The sequence below is a fragment of the Corynebacterium sp. ACRPZ genome, assembly GCF_022346205.1.
In the GTDB taxonomy this organism is placed as follows: Bacteria; Actinomycetota; Actinomycetes; order Mycobacteriales; family Mycobacteriaceae; genus Corynebacterium; species Corynebacterium lehmanniae.
Genome location: NZ_JAKRMR010000002.1, coordinates 41131 through 66057 on the forward strand (window position 1 = coordinate 41131; position 24927 = coordinate 66057).

Consider the following 24927-nt stretch of genomic DNA (forward strand, 5'->3'; position numbering starts at 1 on the left):
TTGTAACGGCCTGTAGTTAAGATAAACGCGTGCCCTATTCAGCTGAGAGTGAACACAACCGCGCCTCAACTGGCGCCCCGGCTGGCGACAAATCGCTGCCGCCGACGTTTGTTCAGCTGGGCGTCGCCGCTGAAATCACCGATGCGCTGGCGCAGCGCGGCATAGTGCGCCCCTTTTCCATTCAGGAGCTCACGCTGCCCCGCGCGCTGGCGGGCCGGGACATCATCGGGCAAGCCCGCACCGGCATGGGCAAGACGTTCGGTTTCGGTGTCCCGCTCTTAGACCGCGTGTTTGACGACGCCGACATCGACGAACTCGACGGCACCCCGCGCGCGCTGGTGATTGTGCCCACCCGCGAGCTCGCCGTGCAGGTCGGCGACGACCTCGCCTACGCCGCCTCCGAGACGCCGGTGCGCGTGACCACGATTTACGGCGGCCGCCCGTACGAGGACCAGATTGCGGCGCTGGAAGCGGGCGTGGACGTGGTCGTCGGCACGCCCGGGCGCCTGATTGACCTGCACGAGCGCGGCGACCTCACACTATCCACCGTGGCGATTCTGGTGCTCGACGAGGCGGACGAGATGCTGGACATGGGCTTCTTGCCCGACATTGAGAAACTTTGGGCGGCGGTGCGCGATGACGCGCAGACGATGCTGTTTTCCGCCACCATGCCGGGTCCGATTCTTTCGCTTGCGCGCGCGAAGATGAACACGCCGGTGCACATCCGCGCCGAGTCCGCCGACGCCCCGCGCACCCACGACACCACCCGCCAGGTGGCGCTGAAGTCCCACCGCATGGACAAGCCCGAAGTGGTCGCGCGCATCCTCCAGGCCCGCGGCCGCGGGCGCACCATCATCTTCGCCCGCACGAAGCGCTCCGCCGCGGAGCTTGCGGAAGACCTCGCGCAGCGCGGCTTTACCGTCGCCGCGGTCCACGGCGATCTTGGCCAGCGTGCGCGCGAGGCGGCGCTCGATGCTTTTCGACGCAGCTCGGCCGACATCCTCGTCGCCACCGACGTCGCCGCCCGCGGCATCGACGTCGAAGACGTCACCCACGTGATCAACTTCCAAACTCCGGATGACCCGATGACGTACGTGCACCGCATCGGCCGCACCGGCCGCGCCGGCAAGAACGGCACCGCTGTCACGCTGGTGGGCTACGACGAGGTGCGCAAGTGGGAAGCGATTAACGACGAGCTGTCGCTGGGTGCCCGCGAGCTGCCGGAGTGGTTCTCCACCTCGCCGGAGCTGCACGAGACCTTGGATATCCCGGACTCAGCTACAGCACGAGTGGGACGCCCGCGTAAAGTGCTCGGGGCACGCCCAGCACGAGCCTCAGGAAGGAAACGGCGATGAATTCTCCCCTGCGTCGCACCCGCGGCGACCTGATCGCTACCGGAGTGATCGCAGGTGTCTCAGCGCTGCTGCTGGGCACCGCCTTTTTCACCGCCCCCGCGCGCGACGCGCACCTGGATTCTGCCCAGGAAGAACACCAGGACTACGGGCAACTCGCCGTGGTGCCGAAGTCTTTCAGCGAAGGCTTTTCCCTGCCGGACACGTCCGGCCGCGACCAGCCGCTGGTGGCCAGCGGCATGGTGATCACGTACAACGACCACACGCTCACCGCCACTACCCCGGAGGGTGAGACGGCGTGGACGTACGAGCGTCCCAACGAGCTGTGCCTGGTGGACCAGGCCTGGGGCAAGGTTGTGGCCACCTACCGCGACAACGCGGGCTGCGGCGACGTGGTTGCCATCGACGCGAAGACCGGCAAGTACGCCGGCACCCGCTCGGCTAGCGCGCCGGACAACGTGGTGCGCTTGGCGTCGAACGACCGGGTGGGCTACGCCAGCTCCCAGCGCGCCGAGGTGTGGCGCTCCGACCTGGTGCGCACCGTGGAATACGGCTATGTGGAGGCGAAGCAGGAGCCGGACATGCAGCCCAACGAGTGCACCATCACCTCCGCGCTGACCCGCACGGAGCTTGTGGCCGTCACCGAAATATGCGACGACGGCGCGTATTTGCGCCTGCAGGAAGCCACCCCGGAAGATTCGCGCAAGCCCGAAGTTGTCGCCGACGTGGAGATCAGCCCGGACGCGTATTTGGTGTCCATCTCCCAGGACGCGGCCGCGGTCTATGACCCGACCACCTCCGAGGTGCGCGGTTACGACAAGGAGGGCACCAACATCAGCTCCTCGTCCGTGCCGCAGATGGACAGCCCGGAGGTGGGCCCGGACGGCATTATCAAGAACCTGCCCGTGGCCGATCTGCCGCACCACATGACCTACTGGGAGAACAACTCCCTGCTGCTGATGGAGCCCGCAGCGCTCGCCGTCACGGGCGTGTTCCAGGGCGCGCTGGGCACCGGCTTCGCCGCCGGTGAGAAGCTTTTGTACGCCTCCGACAGCGGCATCGCTGTGGTGGATTGGGATAAAAACGCTGTGGACAAGATCATCCCGGTCGACCGCGGCGGCTACAGCGGTCCGGTGCACATCTCGTCTGCCGGCGCCACCGTCGTGGAAAAGCGCGGCGACGAAGTTGTGGTGATGAAGGCCAACACCTAAACCATCGGCCTTATGCTCCCCCCCTAGCGCGGCGCTTTACTGTGAGCGCCGCGCTTTGCGTTGCGCGTAGCGCGCCTCGTTGTACTCGCGTGTGGCCGGGTGGAAGATGCCGATGAGCGCGAGCACCGCAGACGCAAGCGTCGCCGCCCCCAGCAGCGGCACGCCGCCGCGGAACATGTACACCGCCACACCCGCCAGTATCGCTTCCACCAGCACGATCGCGCCGGTGGCGCGGGGGTTGCCTTTCAGCGTGCTCACCGCGGCGTAGGCGATGTAGCCGAAGATGATCGCAAGGAACGTCGCGGTGCCGATGTTGACGTAGTTCGCTGCGGGGGAGTCCGATTCCAGCGTCGATGTGTGCTCGGTGAACTGGGAGACGATCAGCGAAGCCGCGTAGATGAACATCGCGGCACACTGCAGAAGCACCACCACTGCGCTGAAACGCATCACTGCCGGCACGGTTCCATGCGCAACCTCGGGGCTATTCGGGGCGGGGTTATTGTTGGTTTCCACATCGAAGCAGTCTAGGCCCCGCCGGCTTGCGCTCCCACTTGCGTTGCGCGATTTGACGGTAGCCTATCTCGAAGGGTGCTAGCCTTTCTGCAGGTCACATTGCTTGTCGACGCCCTCCGGACGCACCCCGCATCCAACCCCGGCCGACGAAAAGCAGTGTTAGATTCTATGATTCCCGTCACAATTTGGCGCACACCCCTAGCGCGGTGTAGGTGAACATGCCATTATTTCCGGGTAGCAAAAACAACGGGCTGGTTACACAGCCCTTAACCCTAAGCCACCACAGGGTTAACGCCCGGTAAACCGGAAGACGGGTCCCGCATCCAACGGGACACTCCGCCCGGCACTAGGAATCAAACTTCGTTTGCAACGCATCCGCCAAATGCGGGTGTTTGTGGTGCGCACGTAATTGCACATGGATTAACCACACACGACCTACAAGGAGAGTCATCATCATGGATTGGCGCCACGAAGCAATTTGCCGCGACGAGGACCCGGAACTGTTCTTCCCCGTCGGCAACTCCGGCCCGGCCCTGAGCCAGATCGCGCAGGCCAAGCTGGTCTGCCACCGCTGCCCCGTCACCTCCCAGTGCCTGAAGTGGGCACTGGAGACCGGCCAGGACGCCGGCGTCTGGGGCGGCCTGTCCGAGGAGGAGCGCCGCGCGCTCAAGCGCCGCAACAAGGCCCGCGCCCGCAACCGCGCACGCCTGTCGGCGTAAAACTCCGCCGGATTACCTTGCCAGCAGTGCAGGGCTATACAGTGGAACATCTGTAACCGGTACCCATATTCAAAGGAGGCCCCCATGAGCAAGCGTGGTCGCAAGCGCAAGGACCGTCGTAAGAAGAGCGCGAACCGCGGTAAGCGCCCCAACTCTTAAAGCGCGGTAAAACGAAGTAGCAAGCGGGCCCTTCCCATTTCGGGAAGGGCCCGCTTGTTGGTTTCTACCTACCGGCCAGCCTTACTCTTAGCGCATTGCGAGGAATGCTGCGCCGATGCCCAGGGCTGCCAGGGCTGCGACGACACCGCCGATGATGGCCGCGATGTTGACCTGGCTGTCAGCCTGCTTGGGAGCCTCAGCCTTGGCGGGCTTGACGTCAACCTTGACCTTGGCCTCGGCTTTCGCTTCGACCTTCGGCTCGTTCTTCACCGGCTGCTCCGCCTTAGCGGGGACGACACCCGGCTGAGCCTCGGCCTCGGCAGCCGGCTCGTCGGCGATTTCCTCGGCCGGGACCAGCTCGACCATCTCGTGCACGTCGGCAACCTCGACAGGCTCCGGCTTCTCAACCTCGACGACCTCCTCTGGCTGCTCGATCTCCTCGACCTCAGCCTTGTCGGCGATGTCAACGCGGGCGCCGATGGACTCGGCGTAGGCGCCGATGCGGGTGTTGGCCATCTGGAGCTTGTCCCAGTCCGCCGGAACGAAGACCTTGCCTGCCGGGGTGTCGGCGAAGTAGCCCTGCTCGGAGTAGTTGAAGTAGTCAAACTGATGGTCGTAGTTCATCACCGACTGGTAGCCGGCCTGCATCGGGGAACCTTCCACGATGTCGCGGACGAACTCTTGTGCGCCCCAGTGGCGCAGACCCAGGGTGTGGCCGAACTCGTGCAGGATGGTGTTTCGCACCTGCTCAGCGTTTGCCATTCCGCCTGGGTTGGACACGTAGAAGGAGTTATCGCCCACCAGCGACAGGCCCGTGGCGTTGGAGCCGGCGCGCGTCCGGTCGCCCAACACACCGGGGCGGAAGATGTTGGCGCGGTCCCCCAGCTCGTTAATGGTGTCGATGAGCTGGAACGCCTCAAACTCGCTCGGGTCAAAGTAGAAATCGTGGTACTCCAGCGTCTCGCCGCCGTGGACGTCAGAGTAATTGGGGATGTTGGTGTAGTGCTCGCCGGCATCGATGTGCAGGCTAATGCCGTGGTCGGCAAACAGGTCCACCAGGTCGTCTAGGCTCTGCGTCGACGGGGCGTAAGAAGTGCGGTTGGGGCTAGCGCACTCGCGTGCCGCGCGGGTGTCGCACTTCAAGGTGTCGTATTCCGACGACATCCAGTTCAGCTGCATGAACAGATCCGGGCGTTCGGGGTCCGCGCCCCAATCCGGCAGGGGGATCTCCGTGCCGTCGGCGAGGACGACGCCTTGCTCTTCCCAGATGTCCGGCAGGCCGTCGCCGTCGGTGTCGGCGAGGGTGGCGGTGTTGGTCAGCACCGGTGCGAGCTCGATCTCTTGGGCGGCGTGTGCGACGTCGGCGCCGGAGATGGCGATGGCTGCGGCAACCGCTGCGGCGATGGTGTTTCGGAATGCTGCTCGCATCTCGGTGACTCCTTGGTGTGTGTTTTTCTCTTTGTGACATCCATGAGTTTATGCACCGAATATGCGCAGGTAAAACGCTTCGCCGAAGGCTGAAAAATTCCGTAAATCGTTGAACATTCTTTCCGGATTGTTCAACGTTTCCACCCGTTCCTAGCTGCGGATTGTTCATCAATCTGCCCGCGTGATCCGACGTTTCGTCAGCATTGTTCAACGATCAAACTGCAATCGCGCGCGGATGGTTCAACAATCCACTATTGCTGCATTTTATGCACGTTAAGGTGTTTTTCTGCATAGATTTCACTAATCTCGCGTCTACCTGCATGTTCCGGTTAACCATACAATTCATACACTCTCAGATTCGGTGGTTTTCCCTCAGGAACCCCCGAAACCCCCTGGATTGTTCAAAGATCCACAGATTGTTCAGCAATCCGGAAACCCCCACTACCCCCGTTTTTTACCCCCGCTACGGCGGCAAGGGGCCGTCGCAAAGCAAAAAGCCCGCAACCTACAGGCTGCGGGCGAGAAACAGAGGCCTTATCTATAGCGGACTTCGGTGTAGCTCACCGTAGTAATGGAGGCGATGATGCGCTGGCGCAACGGCTCCGGGGCCTTCGCGGGGCCGCAGCACTCGCGCACCATCGCGCGGACGTCGCGCTCAGACTGGGCGACGGCCAGGCACTCCGGGCAGGACGCCAGGTCGTTCTTGATTTCCTCGCGGCGCTCAGGCGCAGTGTCGGCATCGAACAGCTCGCACAACAAACGGTGGGTGGCGTCGCAGCCGTGAGCGTCGGTGTGGGTGTGTCCGGTGGACATTACTTCTCCTTCGCGTCCTGTTTGCCGGCGGCATCCGCCATGTCAGCGTGATCGAGGCCGATGCCGCGTTCCTTCGCCACGTCCTTCAACATCCCGCGGAGCTGTTTTCTTCCCCGGTGCAGCCGGCTCATCACGGTGCCGATGGGAATGTCCATCACATCCGCGATCTCCTTGTAGGCCATCCCCTCCACATCCGCGTAGTAGACCACCATGCGGTAGTCCTCGTTCAACGCGTTGAGCGCCTCCGAGATCCGCGAGTTCGGCATGGCTTTCAGCGCCTCCACCTCCGCGGACTCCAGGCCTGTGGAGTCGTGCGAGCTGGAGGTGTAAAGCTGGTTGTCCGTCACCTCGTCCGCGGAGGTTTCCAGCGGGCGGCGCTGCTTCTTGCGGTAGGAGTTGATGTACGTGTTCGTCATAATCCGGTACAGCCACGCCTTGAGGTTGGTGCCGGGGGTGAAACTGCCGAAGTTTTTGTAGGCCTTTAAATAGGTCTCCTGCACCAGGTCCTCGGCGTCCTGCGGGTTGCGCGTCATGCGCAGCGCGCCGCCGTACAGCTGGTCCAAAAGCGGCATCGCTTCCTCGTTGAAGCGCGCCTTCAGGTCATCGCTCACGCCTGCGTCTGGCTCGGTTTCGGGCATGTGAGCCATTGTAGGGCCACCTTCTGCGCGCGCTACCCTGTGGCCATGGCCGAGAAAACCCGCGCATTGACGGCACTGAAAGGCACCGACCACGAGGTGCTCACCTACTCCCCCAGCCAAGACCACTTCGGCGAGCATTCTGCGGCCGAGCTCGGTTTGGATCCGGCCGCGGTGTTAAAGACGTTGGTCGTCGCCCACGAGCGCGATCTTGCCATCTGCTGCGTGCCGGTGGCCGGGCACCTTTCCTTAAAGGCCGCGGCGAAAGCGCTCGGCTGGAAGCGCGCGGAGATGGCGGATCCGGCCAAGGCGCAGCGCGCCACCGGCTACGTCGTCGGCGGCATCTCGCCGCTTGGCACGATGCACACGCTGCCTACGCTTATCGACGCCTCCGTGGCCGACCTGCCCGCCGTCACCGTCTCCGCCGGCCAGCGCGGCCTGTCCGCCCGCCTCGCACCGCGCGACTTGGCGGAGCTGACCAGGGCGGAGTTCGCGCCAATCAGTGCTCCGTAGCTTCGGCGCCCGCGGCCTTAGCGGGCGTCGCCCATCAGCTCGGCGTAGTCGTTTCTGGTGTTGCCCACTTCCTGGGCCGCCTCGTTCCACACCAGGGTCTCCGCCACGCGCGAAGGATGCACCAGCTCCAGCGCCTCGTCCGGGGTGCCGTCGACCCAGGTGCGGATCTCGTCTTCGCGCAAAAACAGCGGCAGGCGGTGGTGCAGCCACGCCATGTTCTCCGTGGCCTCCGTGGTGACCATGGTGGTGGAGAGGCGATCCAGCCCCGTCTCCCACAGTGCGGCGGCGTAGAGCATGCCGTCTTCCGGGCGCACGAAGTACGGCTGCTTGCCGCTTTCCGTCTGCTTCCACTCGTAGTAGCCGTCCAGCACCATCAGCCCGCGCCGCGCCTTGAACGCGCTGCGGAAGGACGGCTTCTCGGCCACCGTTTCACCCCGGGCGTTGAACAGCGGCGGGCCGGTCTCGTCCTTCTTCCAGGTGGGCAGCAGACCCCACCGCGCGGCGTCGATACGCGCGGCACTTTCCGCAACCCTGATCAGCGGCACCTGCTGGGTGGGCGCGATGTTGTAGCGCGGCGGCGGGGTGCCGTCCGGGGCCTCAACTTCCGCGATGCCGGGCAAGCCCGCCACCTCCTGCACAAGGTCGTCGCCTGACGTGAAAAGAACGAATCGTCCGCACATGCCCTCCATTATCATGACTTCCATGACCGAAATGTGGCCTGCGCCGTTTCACCCCAGCCCGATCACCCACACGCAGAAGGTGCCCGGGTCCAAATCCATGACCAACCGCGCCTACATTTTGTCGGCGCTCGCGGCCGGCCCGTCCACCATCGTCGGGGCGCTGCGCTCGCGCGACACGGACCTGATGGAAGATGCGCTGCGCGCCATGGGCACCGCCATCGAGCGCGACGGCGAAACCATCCGCGTCTCCCCGGGCAAGCTGCGCTCCGCCGAGGTCGACTGCGGCCTGGCGGGCACCGTGATGCGGTTCGTGCCGCCCGTCGCGGCGTTCGCGGATGGGCCCGTGCTTTTCGACGGCGACGCCCACGCCCGCAAACGCCCCATGTCCACCATCCTGGACGCGTTGCGCGCCTTGGGGGTGTCCGTGGCGGGCGACGCGCTGCCGTTTACCGTCCACGGCACGGGCCGCGCCGAGGGCGGCCCGGTGGAGATCGACGCGTCCGGCTCCTCCCAGTTCGTCTCCGGCCTGCTGCTCGCCGCGCCCCGGTTCGAGCGCGGCGTGCAGATCCGCCACACCGGCGGCACCCTGCCGTCGATGCCGCACATCGAGATGACGGTGGCAATGCTGCAAGACGCGGGCGTGAAGGTGCAGGCCACCGCCAGCTCCTGGTCCGTGGAGCCGCAGGAAATCCGCGGCACGCACTGGGAGATCGAGCCGGACCTGTCCAACGCCGCGCCGTTTTTGGCCGCCGCGGCGGTCACCGGCGGCGAGGTGCGCATCCCGCACTGGCCGGTGACCACCACCCAGCCGGGCGCGACCATGCAGTCCATCCTGGAGCGCATGGGCTGCGAGGTGGAGCTGGAGGCCGCCGGCGCCGGCCACACCCTGCGCGTGCGCGGCCCGGAGGCCGGCAACTTGCGCGGCATCCGCATCGACATGAGCGACATCGGCGAGCTCGCCCCCACCGTCGCCGCCATCGCCGCCTGCGCCACCACGCCGAGCGAGCTGACCGGCATCGCCCACCTGCGCGGCCACGAAACCGACCGCCTGGCCGCGCTGTCGCGCGAAATCAACGGGCTGGGCGGAAACTGCGAGGAGCTCGGCGACGGGCTGCGCATCACCCCGACCCGGATGCGCGGCGGGGCCTGGCACACCTACGACGACCACCGCATGGCCACCGCCGGCGCAATCATCGGCCTGGTGGTGGGCGGTGTCGAGGTGGAAAACATCGAGACCACCGCCAAGACGCTGCCCGGGTTCGCCGACATGTGGGCGGAGGTGGTGGCGCAGTAATGGGCCGCAGCTTCGCCGATTACGACGAGTCCGACGTGCGCGTGCGCCCCGGCAAGGGCTCGCGCCCGCGCTCGAAGAACCGCCCCACGCACGACGACGCCGAGTTCGGCCTCGTCGTGGCCAAGGACCGCGGCCGCTGGGGCGTGGTGCTCGATGATGCCGGCACCCGCCTGCAGTGCACCCGCGCCCGCGAGCTCAAGCGCACCTCCATCGAAGTGGGTGACCGCGTCGGCGTGGTCGGCGACACCTCGGGCGCGAAAGACACCCTCGCCCGCATCGTCAAACGCGAGGAGCGCACCTCGGTGCTGCGCCGCACCGCGGACGACACGGACCCGTATGAGCGCATCATCGTCGCCAACGCGCAGCTGATGCTCATCGTGGTCGCGGCCGCGGATCCGCCGCCGCGCACCGGCTTTGTCGAGCGCGCCCTAATCGCCGCCTTCGTCGGCGGCGTGACTCCGGTGGTGTGCGTGACCAAGACCGACCTCGCGGACCCCTCCGACTTCGAGCGCGAGCTCGAGGCCATGGGCGTGGAGGTGCTGCGCACCGGCGTCGAGGACGGCGTGGAGCAGTTGCGCAAGCTTATCGACGGGCACGTCTCCGCCCTCATCGGCCACTCCGGCGTGGGCAAGTCCACCTTGGTCAACCGCATCGTGCCGGACGCGGACCGTGAAACCGGCGAGGTCTCCGGCGTGGGCAAGGGCCGGCACACCTCCACCCAGTCCGTGGCCCTCGAGGTCCCCGGCGGCGGCTGGATCATCGACACCCCCGGCATCCGCTCCTTCGGCCTGGCGCACGTCTCCCCCGAAGAAATCGTGGACGTGTTCCCGGACTTGGAAGAGGCGGCGCAGCGCTGCCCCCGCGGCTGCACGCACTTGGGTCCCCCGGCGGATCCGGAGTGCGCCTGGGACGAGCTGGACCCGGCCTCCCCCGTCGGCCGCCGGGCCGCGGCAGTGCGTGGCCTATTGGCTGCCCTGCACTCCAACAACGAGTGGGAGCTAAAGCAGCTCGACGAGCACCGGTAGCTCGCTCGGGTCGTAGAACGCCATGTAGTTGTCCTGGGCGTCGCCCACGGCGAGCTCGGCGTCCTCGTCGCCCAGGTCGGCGGCGTCGATGACCTCGATGGCCTTCGCGGTGGCCTCCTCGGCCTCCGCGATGTCCACGTGGATCGCCGCGATGTCCTCGAGGTTCACTGGCGCGGACAGCTTCACCACGGACTCGCCCATCTCCGGATCCGGAGTGGCCTGGGAATCCGGCACGTCCGCGGAGACCACCACGCGGCGGTGCGGGTGGCGCTCCTCGTCGCCGATGGCCAAAAGGCGGATGGACGCCATCGCGGCGTCGTCGAACGCCACGGCCTCGATCTCCTCCTGGTCGCCGGAGGTGAAAAACTCGTGCAGCGCCTCGGTGGCCGCGAAAGCCCAGCCGTTGCGGGCGTGGATCAGGCGGTTGTCCTCTAGCGCCGAGAGCATGCCGAAGGTGGCGGGGATGTAGACGCGCACTAGAACTCGCCCTCGACGTCGAACAGGGACTGGATCTCCACCGCGGTGCGGTCGATGGCGGTGTGCAGGATGCCGATCATGTTGTACTCGACCGCGGCGCGGACGTTCATGATGTCGTCGTCGATCATCACGCAATCGTTCAGGTCCACCCCGATCGCGTCGGCCGCGGCCTGGAACGCGGCGCGCTCCGGCTTTTCCGCCCCGATCTCGCCGGAGAGCACCACAGCGTCGACTACGCCGCCGAACTCCCACTCGCGGATCTTTTCCGCCAGCTCGCCGTCGCCCTCCTCGTTGGAGAGGATGCCCACGGCAATGTCCTTCGCCTTCACCGCCTGAATGAGGGTCTTCCAGCGCTGCTCGTCCTCTGCACCGGTGTCCAGCACTCCTGCGTAATCGATGATCAAGCCCTGCAAGGGTTCCCTCTTTCGTTGGTTGCGTCGCGGATGCCTACTGTAGTGAGCACACCCTTTACACGGGCGGCTGCGAACGTGGACAATACTACCTACCCCGAGCCACGCCCGTCCCCCTCCGCTACGCATTCCCGCTCAGTTGAGGGAGGACACCCGCCATGTACTACACCGCCCCAGGGCACCGGCACGTGCAAGTGCTCGTGCCGCAGCTGAACCGGAGCCCAGCCGTGCTCGGCCGGCTCATCCAAGCGCGCAACTCCGGGTCCGCGGCTCCGCCGCCGAACGCTGCCGCCGAGGTCGAACCGGTCGTGGCGGAAGCGCTCAACGCCGCGCTGAGCAAACACCGCGCCACGTCCATGATGGCCTGGCGCTTCGCGCCTGCGGTGCGCGCCCACATCCGCGCCCGCCAGCACGCGGCGGCGCTAACAAACGCACCGACAAGCACCGCCCCCGCGGCGGACAGGCTCCAGGTGGTTACCTGCCACGCCCGCGAGGGCGGTGAATTCTTCGGCACCGTCGAAACTCAAGACGGCACCAGGAGGGCCTACGCCGCGAAAATCTGCGACGGCAAGCTGGTCTCCTTCAAGGTGCTGTGAGGCGGCAGCTCGTCGATAAGCAAATTGCTAGACGACGGTCGAGCCGCCCGCCTCAGCCTGCTCGGTCTCCTGCGTCTCAAACTGCTTGCGCATGGTGAACAGCTGGCGCACGGTCTCCTCCTGGACAGCTTCGTTCATCGCGTTGAACATGTCGCCGCCCTCCTTCTGGTACTCCACCAGCGGGTCGCGCTGCGCCATCGCGCGCAGGCCGATGCCCTCCTTGAGGTAGTCCATCTCGTAGAGGTGCTCGCGCCACTTCGTGTCGATGATCGGCAGGATCACCATGCGCTCCAAGTTGCGCATCTGCTCCTCGCCGCCAATCGACGCCACGTTCTCCTCCAGCTTGTCGTACTGGGCGTTCGCGTCGTCGAGCAGCGCCTGGCGCAGCTGCTCCGAGGTGAGCTCGCCGGCGCGGCCGTACTCGTCGCCGTCGATGAGCTCCTGCGCGCTAACCGTCGGGCCGTACAGGGACTCCAGCGCGTTCCACAGGCCGTCGAGGTCCCAGTCCTCCACGTAGCCATCGGCGGTCGCGCCGTCGACGTACGCGCCGATGGTGGAATCGATCATGCGGCGCACCTGGCCGGCAATGTCCTTCGAGGCCAGGATCTCCTGGCGCTCGCGGTAGACCACCTTGCGCTGCTCGTTGAGCACCTCGTCGTACTTCAGCACGTTCTTGCGCATCTCGAAGTTCTGGTTCTCCACCTGGGACTGCGCGCCCTTAATCGCGTTGGAGACCATCTTCGCCTCAATCGGCACATCGTCCGGCACGTTGAGGCGGTTCATCATGTTCTCCATGGACTGGCCCACAAAGCGCACCATCAGCTCGTCGCGCATGGACAGGTAGAAACGGGACTCGCCCGGGTCGCCCTGGCGGCCGGAGCGGCCGCGCAGCTGGTTGTCAATGCGGCGCGACTCGTGGCGCTCGGTGCCGATGACGTACAGGCCGCCGGCCTCGCGCACCTCGTCGCCAAGCTGCTGCGAGCGCTCCTTGGCAGCCGGGAGCTGCTCGTCCCACGCCTCCTGGTAGCGCTCCGAATCCTCCAGCGGGTCCAGGCCCTGCGCCTGCAGCTTCGCGTCCAGGAGAATCTCCGGGTTGCCGCCGAGCACGATGTCGGTGCCGCGGCCAGCCATGTTGGTGGACACGGTCACCTTGCCCGGCAGGCCAGCCTCGGCGATGATGCGGCCCTCCTCCTCGTGGTACTTCGCGTTGAGCACGTTGTGCTGCACGCCCTTGCGGGTGAGCAGCTGCGACAGGTACTCGGAGCGCTCCACCGAGGTGGTGCCCACCAGCACCGGCTGGCCCTTGGCCGCGTGCTCCGCGATGTCCTCCGCCACGGCCGCGAACTTCGCTTCCTGGGTCTTGTAGATCAAGTCGTCGCGGTCCGTGCGCTGGTTCGGGCGGTTCGGCGGGATCTGGACAACGTCCATCTTGTAAATCTGGTGCAGCTCCGCCGCCTCAGTCTCGGCGGTACCGGTCATGCCGGACAGCTTCTCGTAGAGGCGGAAGTAGTTCTGCAGGGTCACCGTGGCCAGGGTCTGGTTCTCGTTTTTGATCTCCACCTGCTCCTTGGCCTCAATGGCCTGGTGCATGCCCTCGTTGTAGCGGCGGCCTGCCAGCACGCGGCCGGTGAAGCCGTCCACGATCATCACCTCGCCCTGGCGGATGATGTAGTCCTTGTCGCGCTCGAACAGCTCCTTCGCCTTGATGGCGTTGTTGAGGTAGCTGACCAGCTGCGAGTGCTCCGGGGCGTACAGGTTGTCAATTCCCAGCTGGTCCTCGACGAACTCCACGCCCTCCTCGGAGATGCCCACGGTGCGCTTGCGCTGGTCCACCTCGTAGTGGATGCCCTCGCGCATACGCGGCGCGAGCTGCGCGAACACGGTGTAGAACTGGCTGGAGCCGTCCACCGGGCCGGAGATGATCAGCGGGGTACGCGCCTCGTCGATAAGGATGGAGTCCACCTCGTCCACGATGGCGTAGTTGTGGCCGCGCTGGACGATGTCGTCGACGGAGCGCGTCATGTTGTCGCGCAGGTAGTCGAAGCCGAGCTCGTTGTTGGTGCCGTAGGTGATGTCCGCCGCGTACGCCTTCTTACGCTCCGCCGGACGCATCTCGGAAAGGATCACGCCCACCTCCAGGCCCAGGAAGTGGTGGACACGGCCCATCATCTCGGCGTCGCGCTTAGCCAGGTAGTCGTTGACGGTGACCACGTGCACGCCCTTGCCGGACAGGGCGTTGAGGTACGCCGGCAGCACCGACGTCAGGGTCTTGCCTTCACCGGTTTTCATCTCGGCGACGTTGCCGAAGTGCAGGGCGGCGCCGCCCATGATCTGCACCTTGAAGTGCTTCTGCCCCAGCACGCGCCAGGAGGCTTCGCGGGCGGTGGCGAACGCGTCGAGCAGAATGTCGTCCAGGCTCGCGCCGTCTGCGAGCTTGTCCTTGAACTCGGCGGTTTTGGCCTTGAGCTCCTCGTCGGTCAGCGCGGCGTACTCGTCGTCGAGCGCCATGACCTGATCGGCGATCTTGGCAAGGCGCTTTACGGTGCGCCCCTCACCGGCACGGAGCAGCTTTGACAGTCCAAACACGTGTGCAAAGTCCTTTACTGATGGGTTGACAGGGCCAAGGTGATACAACCGGCCATTGTACGCACGCCTCCCTGGGTATAGACAACCCCATAGGCACAATTGCCTATCGACGAACCCCGCCCCAGCCCAGAACCATAAACAGAACTGAGCCGGGGCGGGGTTTAGTAGCTTGAGCTGCGGTTACTCCGCGTCCCCTTCCGGGGCGAGCTCGACCAAGCCGTAGTCGAACGCGTGGCGGCGGTAGACCACTGCCGGGCGGTTGGTCTCCTCGTTGATGAAGAGGTAGAAATCGTGGCCCACCAGCTCCATCTCACTCAGCGCGTCGTCCACGCTGCGCGGCGCGTTGGGGTGCACCTTGGAGCGCACGATCTGGCCCGGGACGATGTCCTCGACCTGGTCGGCGTACGGATCCACGTCGTACTTGCCGGCCTCCTGGGCGGCGCGCTCCTGCTCCGCCTTGGCATCCGCCTCCATCTCCGCGGCGAGGACCCCGGCGCCCTTCGGCGCGCGGTGGCCGGACAGGGCGATGTTGCGGCGCGCCTTGACCTTGCGCAGGGAGCGCTCCAGCTTGTCCACGGCGACCTCGAGCGCGGCGTAGAAGTTCTCTTCCTTCGCCTCGGCGCGGGCCAGGTGGCCGGAGCCGGTGGCGGTGATCTGGATGCGCTCCGCCTCCGCCTCGCGGCGCGGGTTCTTCTCGTGCTGCAGCTCCACGTGGAACGACTTCAGCGTCGGGTCAAGCTTTTCAATCTTGGCCAGCTTGCCGTTCACTCGTTCCTGGAAATGCTCTGGGACCTCGACGTTTCGCCCGGTGATGGTGACCTGGGCGTCCGGGCTCAGCGTCTCTTGGATCGGGTTACGGTCTGCAGACGTCATCTGCGTCCTCCCTTGCGGTAGTAGGAACTGTGTCCACCACCACTATACAACTGGTTATGACCAATTCGGCCGGTTTTGACGAAAGCTCGCTACCCTGCCCGACACATCGCGGCGGAATCTGTCAGGTTGGCCCTTGAGGCCCAGGTCGGCGCAAACGGCTGCCGTAATCTGTCAGGAATCCGCCGGCCCCAGATTGATTCACCGGTTAGTGAATAGATTCCGCTTGGGAATTTTCCGCCCTGGGCAAAGTGAACAAATTCGCCCGCGGATCGTGATGTGTTCACTCGGACGGGGTGGAGCGAGTGAACACATTTCCCCGCCCCGACGCATCACGGCTGAATCTGTCAGGCTGGCCCTAAATCCCCAGGTGGACGCAAACGGCCGCCGTAATCTGTCAGGAATCCGCCGCCAAGCCCCCGCCAAGCCCCCGCCGGGACCCCGCCGCTACGCCGCGCACAGCGCCACGCACGCGGCGACGTCTGCCCCGCGCGAGAGCAACAGAGCGGCACTGGCCTGCAGCGTCGCGCCGGTGGTGACTACGTCGTCGACAAGCACGACCCGGCCGGCAGGCACGCCGGAAATGCGCACGCGCCCTGAAAGGTTGGCCCGCCGCCCGGCTTCGTCCAGGCCGGACTGGTCCGCCGTCCGCGGGTCCAGCGTGAGAACCGGCGCCACCCGCCTGCCGGTGGCGCGGCAGACCTGTTCCACCGGGTCCCCGCCGCGCGCCCGTGCGGAGCGGGTGCGCGTGGGCGCCGGCACCAGCACCGCCCCGGCAGGGATCTCGCCGCGCGCCTCCAGGTACTCCAGCGCGGCCGCGAGCACCGCGCCGACATGGCGGCGCACAGCCAGGTGATTGCGCTCCTTCATGGCCAGGATCACCCCGCGGTGCGGGTCGGCGTACGGTCCGAGCGCGAACACCGGCGCGTGCGGGGTGGTGTTGGGAAATACCCGCTGCGGTGGCGTCGCCAAGCCTTCGCGGCACGCGGGACACAGCAGCGGCCCCGGCGCGCGGCAGCCCGCGCATTTCCGCGGCAGCAGCAGCTCGCCGACTTGACCGAGTATCTCCCCCATGCGGGAAAGGCTAGCGCGAAGTGATCGGCAGCGCGCGCACGCCTTCCAGTCCCGGCACCTCGCGCCAGATCGGGTTGTCCGCACCGGAGGCCGGCACCTGCAAAAGCGCGTTAGCGTCGGTGACGTATAGCGTGCTCGGCGACGCCGCCACCGCCACCACCGGCGCCGAAATGTTGCCGGCGGACATCGCGGTCATGGAGGAGCCGTCCTGCTCCACGCGCATCACCGGGGTGGTGGAGGTCGTGCCTACCAAGAGGGAGCCGTCCGGGCGCCAGTCTGCGGAGATCACGCTGCCTGAGAGTTCATGCGCGTACTCGTAGACGTTGACGATGGAACGCTCGCCGGAGGGTTGCCGGCGCACGATGCCGGTGTAGAGGCGGCCGTCGATCACCATGACCACCCGGGTGCCGGTGCGCGACAGCCGCAGCACGGAAATGTTGCCGTCCACGCCGTCGGGCAGTTCCACTTTGACCTCGCCGGTGGTCAGGCTGCCGGTGGCGGCGGACTGCACCGTGCGCAGGATCCGCTTGCCGTCAGCTACCGTCCACACCGCCGCCGCGTCCGGTTCAAAGGCGGGGCGGGTGAACGTGCCCGCGCGCATGACCTCGGCCTCGGATCCGTCGAACTTGCCCACGCGGAAGATGTCGTCCTCGGCATCGCCGGGTTTGCCGAAAATGGCGGCCCACTCCCCGTCCTTGGCGATGTCGGCGAAGATGACGTCGCTCGCGGCGCCGAGTGAGCCCTCCACCGGCTGCGTGGATCGCTCGTCCACGCGGACGACCTTGCCGCCCGCCAGGGCGTACAGCTTGGTTTCGCCGACGGTTTCCACCAGCGGGCTCGCGGCGATGAAGTCGTCGGTGTCGAGGCTGTCGGTGCCGTCGATAAGCGGTTGCCCGTCGGCCTTGAGCTCGTAGGGCCCGGTGACACCCGCGGTGGCGAGCGTCCACACCACCTGGGCCGCGAAGCGGGCGCGTTCGTCCTCGCTCACGCCGGCGAAGCCGGTGAAGGTGTAGGCGCCGTCCTGTTCTCCCGTGTAGGACACGCTCGAGGGCAGCGATCCGGTGAGCGCGGGCCGCAGCCGCTCCGAGGGGCCTTCCATGAGCAGCCCGATCAGGTCGCTCGCCAGCGTTTCGCGGCGCGAGTGCACCCAGCGGCGGTCGGTGACCAGCTCCCGGTCGTCCTGGTCGAAGAAGTACAGGTTGTACGGCTGGTACTGGTTGCGCAGCTCCGTGCGCTCGAACACGACGCCTTCCGGCAGCGAGGAGATGCGCCATTGCCCGTCCACCATCTCCATGTCGATGGTGGCCTCATAGTCTCCGCGTTCCGGCGAGTATGAACCGCCGGAGCGCACCACTCCGACGACTTCGCCGTGCACCGAGTAGCTGCGCTGCCCCACTGAGGACCCCGGCAGGGTGGTCATGCCGATGCTGTCCACCACGAGTTTCTGCCCGCTCGGGTCCCACGCGGCGGAAGCGCCCTCGGTGAGGTAGGCGCGCGCCGCCTCGTAGTCGCTGTCGGGGGTGGCAGAGGCATGGTAGAAGTCGCGCAGCAGAAGGTCCGATTCCTGGCCGTCCTTCGGCCCCGCGGCCTGCGTTTCCGTCTCCTCGGGCGCGAAGGAGCGGATCACATGCGGCGCCGAGTTCGTGGGCAGCGAGGCGCAGCCGGCGGCCAGGGTCGTCAGCGCCACCGTGAGGCAGGCGAGTGTTTTACGCATCGGTGTCCTCCTGGAGCCTTCGCTTATCGACGTCCAAAGGTGCCCCTCCATCAGCTCCCCCGTCGCCGCCGCCGGCTGCCGCGTCACCGGCGCCTTCGGTGTCCTCCGGGGCGTCGAGCGCTTCGGGGGCGATAGCGCGCGGCGCCTCGAGCGGAAGCGGCGATTCCGTGAAACCGGCCTCGATGTCGCGCGGCAGCACGAGGCGGAACTGCGAGCCCACCCCGTACTCGCCGATCGCATCGAGCACGCCGCCGTGCAGCTGCGCGTCCTCGCGTGCGATGGCCAGGCCCAGCCCGGTGCCGCCGGAGTGGCGCTTGCGGGACTTGTCGGCGCGCCAGAAGCGGTTGAACACCAGGTCCTCTTCGCCTGTCTTCAGGCCCACGCCGCCGTCGGTGACGGTGATCGCCACCGCCTCGTCGTTGGAACGCATGCGCACGGTGACCGGGTTGCCTTCCGAGTGGTCGATGGCGTTGGCGATGAGGTTGCGCACCACGCGCTCGATGCGGCGGGCGTCGCCTTCCAGCGTCTGCGGCTCGTCCGGGATGTCGAAGATGACGTCCACGTCCAGCTCCTCGGCCAGGTGCTGGGTTTGCTGCCAGGCGGACTCCACCGGCTGGCGGGCGTCCACGTTCGCCGCGGAGAGCTCAGCCACGCCCGCGTCGTGGCGGGAGATCTCCAGCAGGTCGTTGAGCAGCGCTTCGAAGCGGTCCAGCTCGCTGGTCATCAGCTCCGAGGCGCGCTTCGTCGCCGGTTCCAGCGAGTCCTCGTTCGCCGCGATCAGATCCGCCGCCATGCGCACCGTGGTCAGCGGAGTGCGCAGCTCGTGGGAGACGTCGGAGGTGAACTGGCGCTGCAGCGAGCCGTACTCCTCCAGGTTGGCAATCTGCTTGCTCAAGGTGTCCGCCATGTCGTTGAAAGACATGGCCAGCACGGCCATCTCGTCCTCGCCGTCGACAGGCATGCGCTCCCGGAGGTGGCCTGATGCGAAGCGCTGCGCGGTGCGCGAGGCGGAGCGCACCGGCGCCACAATCTGCTGGGACGCCAGCCAGGAAATGCCCATCAGCAGCACCACGACGATCACCGCGGCGGACGCCAAGATGCCGCGCATGAGTGCGACCGTGGAGACTTCGCTTTCCATGTTCATCACCAGGTACAAGCGAAGGTTGGGGATGTCGGCGTTGGTCGGGGTGCCCACAATCAGCGCGTCGTAGGCCGAGCCGTCCGGGCGCTCCACGGTGGCGAACTGGTAGGCCACGTTGCCGTCTTCGACATAGTCGCCCAGGCGCTTCGGAATTTGGTAGGCCTCCGGCGACGACGTCACAGCACCGTTCGGCGCCTCCACCACCAGCACAGGCTCGTAGAAGCTGGCGGAGTCGCCGCTTTCCTGCGCGCGCTGCGTCAGCCCGGCGCGCGCCGAATTCAGGCGCGCCTGCAACGAGGCGGAGGAGCCGGAGTTGGCCAGCTGGTACTCCACGGTCGAACGCGCGCGTTCGATTTCCACAGTGGCGGTTTCGATCTTGGCTGCGGTGATGCGGTCGGTGACAACGGACGCCAGCGCGAAGCCAAGCACAGACATCACGACCGTGGACACGAGCAGCACCGTGCCCACGAAGCGGACCTGCAGTTTCGTGGACCAGGCGTGCCGCACCCGGTCGCCGACACGACGTATGGCGTCCAGGTGCTACACCTCCGACTTACCGGTCTTGTAGCCCACGCCGCGGACGGTGAGGATGATCTCCGGGTTTTCCGGGTCGTGCTCAATCTTGGAGCGCAGGCGCTGCACGTGCACGTTGACCAGGCGTGTGTCGGAGGCGTTGCGGTAGCCCCACACGGACTCCAACAGCTCCTCGCGCGAGTGCACCTGGTTCGGCTTGCGTGCCATCTCCACCAGCAGGTCGAACTCCAGCGGGGTCAGCTGGATCTCCTCGTCGCCGCGGGTGACGGTGTGCTGCGGCACGTCCACGGTCAGGTCGCCGACCTCGAAGACGTCCGCCGGAGTCTCGTCCGTGCGGCGCAGGCGCGCGCGGATACGGGCGACAAGCTCCTTCGGCTTGAAGGGTTTGGTTATGTAGTCGTCCGCGCCGGACTCCAGGCCCAGCACGACGTCCACCGTGTCCGTCTTGGCGGTGAGCATGACCACCGGCACCGCGGACTCCTTGCGGATCTCGCGGCAGATGTCGATGCCGTTCATCCCCGGCAGCATCAGATCCAGAAGGATCAAATCCGGGTCGAACGAGCGGAAGGCGGGCACCGCCTCGGCACCGTCCGTCACGGAGCTGGTCTGGAACCCCTCGGCCTCCAGCACGATTGTCAGCATCTCGTTGATCGCCGGGTCGTCGTCCACCACGAGGATCTTCGGTGCCATGCGTCCTCCTCTATCCTTTTCGCGCTGAGCTGGCCTTACTGCGCCAGCTCGCCCACTACCTGCATGATAACCGCCGGTTCCGACGTGCGAAGCCACCGGCTCGCCCAGTTGCGCTCCGCGAGCTCGGCGTACGCCTGAAACGTCGCCACCTGCAGCGCCACGTCGCGCTCGTAGCGGTCCCGGGTGCGGGTCGCGTCCTGTTCCTCGCGCGCCTCCGCGCGTTCGCGCGCAACGTCCGGGGTGGTGTCCACCAGCACCTGCAAGTCGGGCTTGGGCAGCCCCAACTTTCCAAACTCCAGGTCGTGGACCCACTTCACGGCGGCCGGATCGCCCGTGCGCGCGCTCGTGTACGCCGCGTTGGAGGCGACATAACGATCCAGGACGATGACGCTGTGCGGGTCGCCAGCGAAGCCGTCGAGAAGCTGCTTCGCCCCATGCCTGTCCAGGGCGAACAGGGTGGCCATACCGAACGCCGAATCCGTCAGGTCGCCCATGCGCCCATGCAAGGCGTCGTGCGCCAGCTGCGCATGCACGGACGTTTCATAGCGCGGAAACGCCAGCGTCTCAGCGCCGAAGCGCTCCTTCACCGCAGTGACTAGCGTGTTCTTGCCCGCGCCGTCGATGCCTTCAACTGCAACAATCATTCAGCTACGCCAGCGCCTCGAGGAACTGCTCCAAGTCCTCCTCAGTGTCCGCCTCCTCGAGCACGGAAGCGGCAGACTCCACCAACTGCTCGTCCATCTCGTCCGGGCGCAGGCGGATAAACGGGTACGTCTCCGCAATCTCGCCGGCGGAAAACGGCGCGCCCGCCCAGATCGCCGCGATGGTGGCTGCGGCCTGGCCGTTGAGCAGCTCTTCCTCAGAAGAATCCTGCTTCGCGGCGAGGAGCACCGCGTCACGCACCGCTTCAAAAACATCCTCGAAATCAAGATCGACTAGCTCGTCCAGGAAGTCCGTGTTGGCATCGACCGTGAAAATCTGCTCGTCCCAAGTACTCACTGCGGCGCTCCTTCCGTAGATGGTGCGCGAGCGGGCGCCCGCACAACGTGTCGCACCCATTTGTATACGGCAAAACGACGCTCCGGGGCACTCAAACGCAAAACAACTCGCCGCGCAGGGGTTCCCCATTTCACGATGACGTGCTATAAACAGTGCTACGAAGCCAAACGTTACCAAGTTGTAACCAATGCGCGGGCCGGAAACGCCCGCGGGAGGAGTCACCGTGGAAGGGACAGCACGCCGGGTAGCCGTGTTCATCGGCGCAGGTGCACTGCTTGCTGCCGTCGTCGGTTTCACGGTGTGGGCGACCTCCGCACCCGGCCAGAACAACCGCGCCGGGTTTACCGCGGAAGCCGCGGGCACCACTGGCAACAGCGCCGCTTCCACCACCTCGAGCCCGACAACGGAGACGGTGACGGAGAACCTCACGCACACCCGCACCGTGCGCAGCTCCACCAACTCCCCCGACAACGGCCCCGCCGCGCACCACGGCGCGGATGCGGGCGCGGCGGGAGCGACAGGCTCCGGCGCAGGGCGCGCAGGCGCTTCCATGCCCACCGGCTACAACGCGGCGCACGACCCCTACCTGCCGCCGCACGCGGTAGTCGCTCCGGCGCAGGAGTCCACGCAGCCGTCGCGCGTGTACCGCCCGTCCAACATCGTGCCGTCTCCGGCCCGGCCCATGGCCGCCCCGCAGGGTGCCAACCCGGCGGCGGAGCCCACTCCGGCCTCCGCGGACAACCGCACCACCTCCCAGCAGACGCCGGGCAGCACCCCGCCGCGCGAGCCGGGCAACGGCGGCGCCGCGCAGACGAGCACCGCCGCCACCCCGGCACCGGGTGGATCCGAGGTGCAGCCGTCGGAGGCCACCGAGCCGACGCACACCCCGGCAGCGGAACCGTCGAAGCGCCCGGATCAGCCGCAGACCACGCAGCAGCCGGAGCAGTCTGAGCCAACGGCACAGCCGGGTCACGGCTCTGGTCCGTCGCACGTGCCGGACGGAATCCAAGAGGGCACCCCGTCCGAGCCTGGATCCCCCGCCGCGCAGGAGATGCGGATGCAGGGCGCAGGAGTCGCAGCGCAATCGGTTCCCGGCACCAAAAGCGCGGCAGACGCCGCACCGCAGGGCAGCGCTCAGCCGAGCGAGGCGCCGCAGACCCCGGATGCCGCCACGGGAGGCAATGAGGCGCCGACTCCCGTCGCGGGCAAGGAAGACGTCGCAGGCTACCCGCGCGAGAAAGAAGGCGTGACGGCCCGCGACGTGATTGACAAGATCACCGGCCGCTAGACCGTCGCCACAAACACCTGGGATTTGCCGGCTGCGGTGATTTCCGTCGCCGCCTCGCTCGCCGGGACCCAGGCGCCGTTGCCCTGCGTTAAGACGAACCCGTCGGCGCCGCGCACCTCGCCGGCGGTGCACAGCACGATCGCGGGGCCGTCTTCGTCGACGGCCAACGTGTCGCCGTCGTCAAGCGCATGCATGCGCACCGCGAAACTGTCCACAGGAAGCTGGAACTCCACACCGCCGTGCGACGGGGCCGCCTCCGCCCGCGGGTTTTCCAGGGTGCTGAAGTCCAGCACCTTCACCAGCTCCGGCACATCCACGTGCTTGGTGGTCAACCCGCCGCGCAGCACGTTGTCGGAGTTGGCCATGACCTCCACGCCCAGACCGGACAGGTAGGCGTGGAGCTGGCCGGCGCGCAGAAACGCCGCCTCGCCCGGCGCAAGCGTGAGCACGTTGAGCAGCAGCGCCGCCAGCACGCCCACATCGCCCGGGTAGGTCTGGTTGAGCTCGAGGTAAACCTCGGCGGCCTCCACCATCCACGCAGGGGCTGTGCGCTTATCGACGAGCTCCGCCGCAGCACGCTTCACCGATTCGATCAGCTCCACCCGCGGCTGGTGCGGCAGGGAAATCAACGTGGTGAACAGCGCGCGCAGATCCCCTTCGCCATCCGTGGGCAGCAAGGTGGCGTAGCGGTCCAGCTCCGGACTGCTCAGCTCGGCGAAAAACGCCGCGGTGTCCTGCACCGGGCGGAACCCGGCCAGCGCGCGGAACTCGGTCAGCGCGACGATGAGCTCCGGTTTGTGGTTCGGGTCCTTGTAGTTGCGGTTCGGGCTGTTCAGCTCGATGCCCTCGGCGTTTTCGCGCGCGAAGCCTTCCTTGGCCTGCTCCAGCGAGGGGTGGGCCTGAATGCTCAAGGGCGCGGCCGCGGCGAGCAGCTTGACCAGAAACGGCAGCTGGTCGCCGTGCGCGTCCTGCACGCGCTTGCCCAACGCGGCGGCCGGGTCGGCGGCGATGGCGTCGTCCAGGCCCTGCCCGTTCACCGTCGCCGGGGCCGCCGGGTGGGCGCCGAACCAGAGTTCCGCCTGGGGCTGCGGGCTCGGCGAAGGCTCGCCGCGCAGCTGAGCGATCAACGTGTGGGAGCCCCAGGGGTAGGGGCGCAGAGCTCCTTCAAGGTGCTCCATGGTTCTCCTTCTACTCCTCCGAGGCGGCGGCATCGGCGGCGTCGGCTGCAAGCGCCGTCGCCGCGTACGCCCTGGCAACCAGGCGCGCCGCACGGGCCGCCGGATCATCCACGTCCGTCTCCACGGACTCGACCCGGCTGCCCGCCGAGACCACCGGGCTGGCGGTCCCGCACGACCAAACAACGGTTGTTAAACCTACCAGCTTCGCGGGGCCGTCGATGTAGGGGTCGTGGAACAAATCGTCCGCGCCAGCCGTGGAATTGCCCTCCTGAGCACGCTCGACGGCGAAGGGAAGTTCCTCCGCGCCCACGGCGGAAGCAGGGATGCCGTGCGTGGACCACAATGCCGCCACCAGCTCTGCCACCGCGCTTCCTGCCCGCCCGACGCCGGTGTGGAGCACACGGGCGCCCTCGGCCTGCGCGCGCAGCTTTCGCGCGGCGTTGACCGCCACGTCGCGCCTTGGGGAAACAGACTCCAGCTCGGCGTCCACCTCCGAGGCCAAGAGCTCGAAGCGCTCCGCCACCACTTCGGCCGGCTGGCGCAGCGCGAGCAGCACCGCGCCGACCACGGCGCAGGTGCGAAGCGGGGAGGCCCCGGCGGTGTCGGGCAGGGCGGGGATGACGGTGGCGGCCTGTGGTGCGTCGTCAAGCAAGGGCCCCTTGTTCGGGCCCGCGAGGATGGTCTCGGCGCCGCGGCTGGCCGCGGTGGTCAAACCGCGCAGGTCCTCCTCGCGGCCGGCGTTGTCGCCCACAACTACCACGACGTCGAGCGCGCCGACGTACGCCGGAAGCTGGTCGGCGACCACCACCGGCACCTCGAGCGGGGCGGCGAACGCCGCCACCGCCCGCGCCGCGGCGGCCGCGACCTGGTCGGTGGCCAGCACAACCACGCTGCGGGGTGCAAGCCCGCGCAGCCCCGCAAGCAGGTGCGCCGCCTGGCCCACGGCGCGGAGCTGGGCGCCCTCGTGGGCGATGTCGAAAAACAGGGCGTCTTCCCTGGAAAATCCGCTCATACCCCGCGAGCGTACG

At 67.0% G+C, this 24927-nt stretch carries 26 protein-coding genes; 9 read left to right on the forward strand and 17 right to left on the reverse strand.

Annotated features, from left to right (window positions below; genetic code table 11):
• The first annotated feature begins 95 nt into the window (after positions 1-95).
• Together MHX64_RS01575 and MHX64_RS01580 are read left to right on the forward strand one after the other, a co-directional pair.
• A complete protein-coding gene (locus tag MHX64_RS01575; protein ID WP_202032306.1) occupies positions 96-1355 on the forward strand; it encodes a DEAD/DEAH box helicase in 1260 nt (419 codons plus the stop codon).
• The gene (locus tag MHX64_RS01580; RefSeq protein WP_239356809.1) at positions 1352-2563 is read left to right on the forward strand and encodes a hypothetical protein; all 1212 of its coding nucleotides are present in this window, start codon (positions 1352-1354) and stop codon (positions 2561-2563) included. The genes MHX64_RS01575 and MHX64_RS01580 overlap by 4 nt, the downstream gene beginning before the upstream one ends.
• Before the next feature lie 36 nt (positions 2564-2599).
• Here MHX64_RS01580 and MHX64_RS01585 read toward each other — a convergent pair whose 3' ends face one another.
• Positions 2600-3076 carry a hypothetical protein gene (locus MHX64_RS01585; RefSeq protein ID WP_239356810.1) on the reverse strand — a complete coding sequence of 159 codons (477 nt, stop codon included), beginning with the start codon at positions 3074-3076 and terminating at the stop codon, positions 2600-2602.
• 455 nt (positions 3077-3531) lie between these two features.
• Between MHX64_RS01585 and MHX64_RS01590 the strand changes: the two genes are divergently transcribed.
• Together MHX64_RS01590 and MHX64_RS12035 are read left to right on the forward strand one after the other, a co-directional pair.
• Positions 3532-3795, forward strand: coding sequence for a WhiB family transcriptional regulator (locus MHX64_RS01590; protein ID WP_034997533.1), 264 nt, complete (start codon positions 3532-3534; stop codon positions 3793-3795).
• Between the two features lie 84 nt (positions 3796-3879).
• Entirely contained in the window at positions 3880-3954 is a 75-nt protein-coding gene (locus MHX64_RS12035) for a 50S ribosomal protein bL37 (protein WP_095066802.1), read from the forward strand.
• Between the two features lie 87 nt (positions 3955-4041).
• Here the strand turns inward: MHX64_RS12035 and MHX64_RS01595 are convergent, their stop codons facing one another.
• The 3 genes from MHX64_RS01595 to MHX64_RS01605 form a co-directional block, all read right to left on the reverse strand.
• On the reverse strand, positions 4042-5382 hold the full coding sequence (locus MHX64_RS01595) for a hypothetical protein (RefSeq protein WP_239356811.1): 1341 nt from the start codon (positions 5380-5382) through the stop codon (positions 4042-4044).
• 534 nt (positions 5383-5916) lie between these two features.
• Positions 5917-6195 (reverse strand): mycothiol system anti-sigma-R factor, encoded by a 279-nt coding sequence (locus tag MHX64_RS01600; RefSeq protein WP_181889960.1) that lies wholly within the window; start codon positions 6193-6195, stop codon positions 5917-5919.
• Positions 6195-6833 carry a sigma-70 family RNA polymerase sigma factor gene (locus MHX64_RS01605; protein ID WP_181889959.1) on the reverse strand — a complete coding sequence of 213 codons (639 nt, stop codon included), beginning with the start codon at positions 6831-6833 and terminating at the stop codon, positions 6195-6197. Before MHX64_RS01605 ends, MHX64_RS01600 begins: the two co-directional genes overlap by 1 nt.
• 45 nt (positions 6834-6878) lie before the next feature.
• Here MHX64_RS01605 and ybaK point away from each other — a divergent pair, with 45 nt between their 5' ends.
• Positions 6879-7343, forward strand: coding sequence for a Cys-tRNA(Pro) deacylase (ybaK, locus tag MHX64_RS01610; RefSeq protein WP_239356812.1), 465 nt, complete (start codon positions 6879-6881; stop codon positions 7341-7343).
• Positions 7344-7360: 17 nt separating this feature from the next.
• Here ybaK and MHX64_RS01615 read toward each other — a convergent pair whose 3' ends face one another.
• Entirely contained in the window at positions 7361-8023 is a 663-nt protein-coding gene (locus MHX64_RS01615) for an SOS response-associated peptidase (RefSeq protein WP_239306753.1), read from the reverse strand.
• Positions 8024-8045: 22 nt separating this feature from the next.
• On the opposite strand from MHX64_RS01615, the gene aroA reads away from it, so the two are divergent.
• Both aroA and rsgA read left to right on the forward strand, forming a co-directional pair.
• Positions 8046-9317, forward strand: a complete 1272-nt coding sequence (gene aroA, locus MHX64_RS01620) for a 3-phosphoshikimate 1-carboxyvinyltransferase (protein ID WP_239356813.1) — start codon at positions 8046-8048, stop codon at positions 9315-9317.
• A complete protein-coding gene (gene rsgA / locus MHX64_RS01625) occupies positions 9317-10342 on the forward strand; it encodes a ribosome small subunit-dependent GTPase A (RefSeq protein WP_239356814.1) in 1026 nt (341 codons plus the stop codon). Before aroA ends, rsgA begins: the two co-directional genes overlap by 1 nt.
• Here the strand turns inward: rsgA and MHX64_RS01630 are convergent.
• Both MHX64_RS01630 and MHX64_RS01635 read right to left on the reverse strand, forming a co-directional pair.
• Positions 10316-10819, reverse strand: coding sequence for a hypothetical protein (locus MHX64_RS01630; protein ID WP_239356815.1), 504 nt, complete (start codon positions 10817-10819; stop codon positions 10316-10318). The two genes, rsgA and MHX64_RS01630, sit on opposite strands and share 27 nt — an antisense overlap.
• A complete protein-coding gene (locus MHX64_RS01635) occupies positions 10819-11232 on the reverse strand; it encodes an HAD family hydrolase (protein WP_239356816.1) in 414 nt (137 codons plus the stop codon). Before MHX64_RS01635 ends, MHX64_RS01630 begins: the two co-directional genes overlap by 1 nt.
• A gap of 155 nt (positions 11233-11387) precedes the next feature.
• Between MHX64_RS01635 and MHX64_RS01640 the strand changes: the two genes are divergently transcribed.
• On the forward strand, positions 11388-11825 hold the full coding sequence (locus tag MHX64_RS01640) for a hypothetical protein (protein ID WP_070476165.1): 438 nt from the start codon (positions 11388-11390) through the stop codon (positions 11823-11825).
• Positions 11826-11852: 27 nt separating this feature from the next.
• On the opposite strand, the gene secA is transcribed toward MHX64_RS01640, so the two are convergent.
• From secA to MHX64_RS01680, 8 genes are all read right to left on the reverse strand, one after another.
• Positions 11853-14411, reverse strand: coding sequence for a preprotein translocase subunit SecA (gene secA, locus MHX64_RS01645; RefSeq protein WP_239356819.1), 2559 nt, complete (start codon positions 14409-14411; stop codon positions 11853-11855).
• Between the two features lie 180 nt (positions 14412-14591).
• Entirely contained in the window at positions 14592-15284 is a 693-nt protein-coding gene (hpf, locus tag MHX64_RS01650; protein WP_239356822.1) for a ribosome hibernation-promoting factor, HPF/YfiA family, read from the reverse strand.
• Between the two features lie 444 nt (positions 15285-15728).
• Positions 15729-16355: a ComF family protein gene (locus MHX64_RS01655; RefSeq protein WP_239356825.1), complete on the reverse strand. Its 627-nt coding sequence runs from the start codon at positions 16353-16355 to the stop codon at positions 15729-15731.
• Between the two features lie 10 nt (positions 16356-16365).
• Positions 16366-18069: an MtrAB system accessory lipoprotein LpqB gene (gene lpqB / locus MHX64_RS01660; protein WP_239356828.1), complete on the reverse strand. Its 1704-nt coding sequence runs from the start codon at positions 18067-18069 to the stop codon at positions 16366-16368.
• A complete protein-coding gene (mtrB, locus tag MHX64_RS01665; protein ID WP_239356830.1) occupies positions 18062-19717 on the reverse strand; it encodes an MtrAB system histidine kinase MtrB in 1656 nt (551 codons plus the stop codon). Before mtrB ends, lpqB begins: the two co-directional genes overlap by 8 nt.
• 33 nt (positions 19718-19750) lie before the next feature.
• Positions 19751-20434 (reverse strand): MtrAB system response regulator MtrA, encoded by a 684-nt coding sequence (gene mtrA / locus MHX64_RS01670; protein ID WP_070476151.1) that lies wholly within the window; start codon positions 20432-20434, stop codon positions 19751-19753.
• A 35-nt stretch (positions 20435-20469) separates the two neighbouring features.
• Positions 20470-21078: a dTMP kinase gene (locus MHX64_RS01675; RefSeq protein WP_070476148.1), complete on the reverse strand. Its 609-nt coding sequence runs from the start codon at positions 21076-21078 to the stop codon at positions 20470-20472.
• Positions 21079-21082: 4 nt separating this feature from the next.
• Positions 21083-21433, reverse strand: a complete 351-nt coding sequence (locus MHX64_RS01680; RefSeq protein ID WP_070476145.1) for a hypothetical protein — start codon at positions 21431-21433, stop codon at positions 21083-21085.
• 223 nt (positions 21434-21656) lie between these two features.
• Between MHX64_RS01680 and MHX64_RS01685 the strand changes: the two genes are divergently transcribed.
• A complete protein-coding gene (locus MHX64_RS01685; protein WP_239356831.1) occupies positions 21657-22721 on the forward strand; it encodes a hypothetical protein in 1065 nt (354 codons plus the stop codon).
• Here the strand turns inward: MHX64_RS01685 and manA are convergent.
• Together manA and MHX64_RS01695 are read right to left on the reverse strand one after the other, a co-directional pair.
• Positions 22718-23899, reverse strand: a complete 1182-nt coding sequence (manA, locus tag MHX64_RS01690; RefSeq protein WP_239306712.1) for a mannose-6-phosphate isomerase, class I — start codon at positions 23897-23899, stop codon at positions 22718-22720. The genes MHX64_RS01685 and manA overlap by 4 nt on opposite strands.
• A gap of 10 nt (positions 23900-23909) precedes the next feature.
• Positions 23910-24911, reverse strand: coding sequence for a hypothetical protein (locus MHX64_RS01695; protein ID WP_239356832.1), 1002 nt, complete (start codon positions 24909-24911; stop codon positions 23910-23912).
• Positions 24912-24927 lie beyond the last annotated feature (16 nt).

Bases quoted from the DNA above. Each gene is read 5' to 3' on its own strand.
- hpf (WP_239356822.1), bottom strand. From the start codon at position 15,284: ATGACGTCTGCAGACCGTAACCCGATCCAAGAGACGCTGAGCCCGGAC.
- MHX64_RS01580 (WP_239356809.1), top strand. From the start codon at position 1,352: ATGAATTCTCCCCTGCGTCGCACCCGCGGCGACCTGATCGCTACCGGA.
- rsgA (WP_239356814.1), top strand. From the start codon at position 9,317: ATGGGCCGCAGCTTCGCCGATTACGACGAGTCCGACGTGCGCGTGCGC.
- aroA (WP_239356813.1), top strand. From the start codon at position 8,046: ATGACCGAAATGTGGCCTGCGCCGTTTCACCCCAGCCCGATCACCCAC.
- MHX64_RS01675 (WP_070476148.1), bottom strand. From the start codon at position 21,078: ATGATTGTTGCAGTTGAAGGCATCGACGGCGCGGGCAAGAACACGCTA.
- mtrA (WP_070476151.1), bottom strand. From the start codon at position 20,434: ATGGCACCGAAGATCCTCGTGGTGGACGACGACCCGGCGATCAACGAG.
- MHX64_RS01695 (WP_239356832.1), bottom strand. From the start codon at position 24,911: ATGAGCGGATTTTCCAGGGAAGACGCCCTGTTTTTCGACATCGCCCAC.
- MHX64_RS01640 (WP_070476165.1), top strand. From the start codon at position 11,388: ATGTACTACACCGCCCCAGGGCACCGGCACGTGCAAGTGCTCGTGCCG.
- MHX64_RS01615 (WP_239306753.1), bottom strand. From the start codon at position 8,023: ATGTGCGGACGATTCGTTCTTTTCACGTCAGGCGACGACCTTGTGCAG.
- lpqB (WP_239356828.1), bottom strand. From the start codon at position 18,069: ATGCGTAAAACACTCGCCTGCCTCACGGTGGCGCTGACGACCCTGGCC.
- MHX64_RS01590 (WP_034997533.1), top strand. From the start codon at position 3,532: ATGGATTGGCGCCACGAAGCAATTTGCCGCGACGAGGACCCGGAACTG.
- MHX64_RS01605 (WP_181889959.1), bottom strand. From the start codon at position 6,833: ATGCCCGAAACCGAGCCAGACGCAGGCGTGAGCGATGACCTGAAGGCG.
- MHX64_RS01600 (WP_181889960.1), bottom strand. From the start codon at position 6,195: ATGTCCACCGGACACACCCACACCGACGCTCACGGCTGCGACGCCACC.
- manA (WP_239306712.1), bottom strand. From the start codon at position 23,899: ATGGAGCACCTTGAAGGAGCTCTGCGCCCCTACCCCTGGGGCTCCCAC.
- ybaK (WP_239356812.1), top strand. From the start codon at position 6,879: ATGGCCGAGAAAACCCGCGCATTGACGGCACTGAAAGGCACCGACCAC.
- MHX64_RS01595 (WP_239356811.1), bottom strand. From the start codon at position 5,382: ATGCGAGCAGCATTCCGAAACACCATCGCCGCAGCGGTTGCCGCAGCC.
- MHX64_RS01655 (WP_239356825.1), bottom strand. From the start codon at position 16,355: ATGGGGGAGATACTCGGTCAAGTCGGCGAGCTGCTGCTGCCGCGGAAA.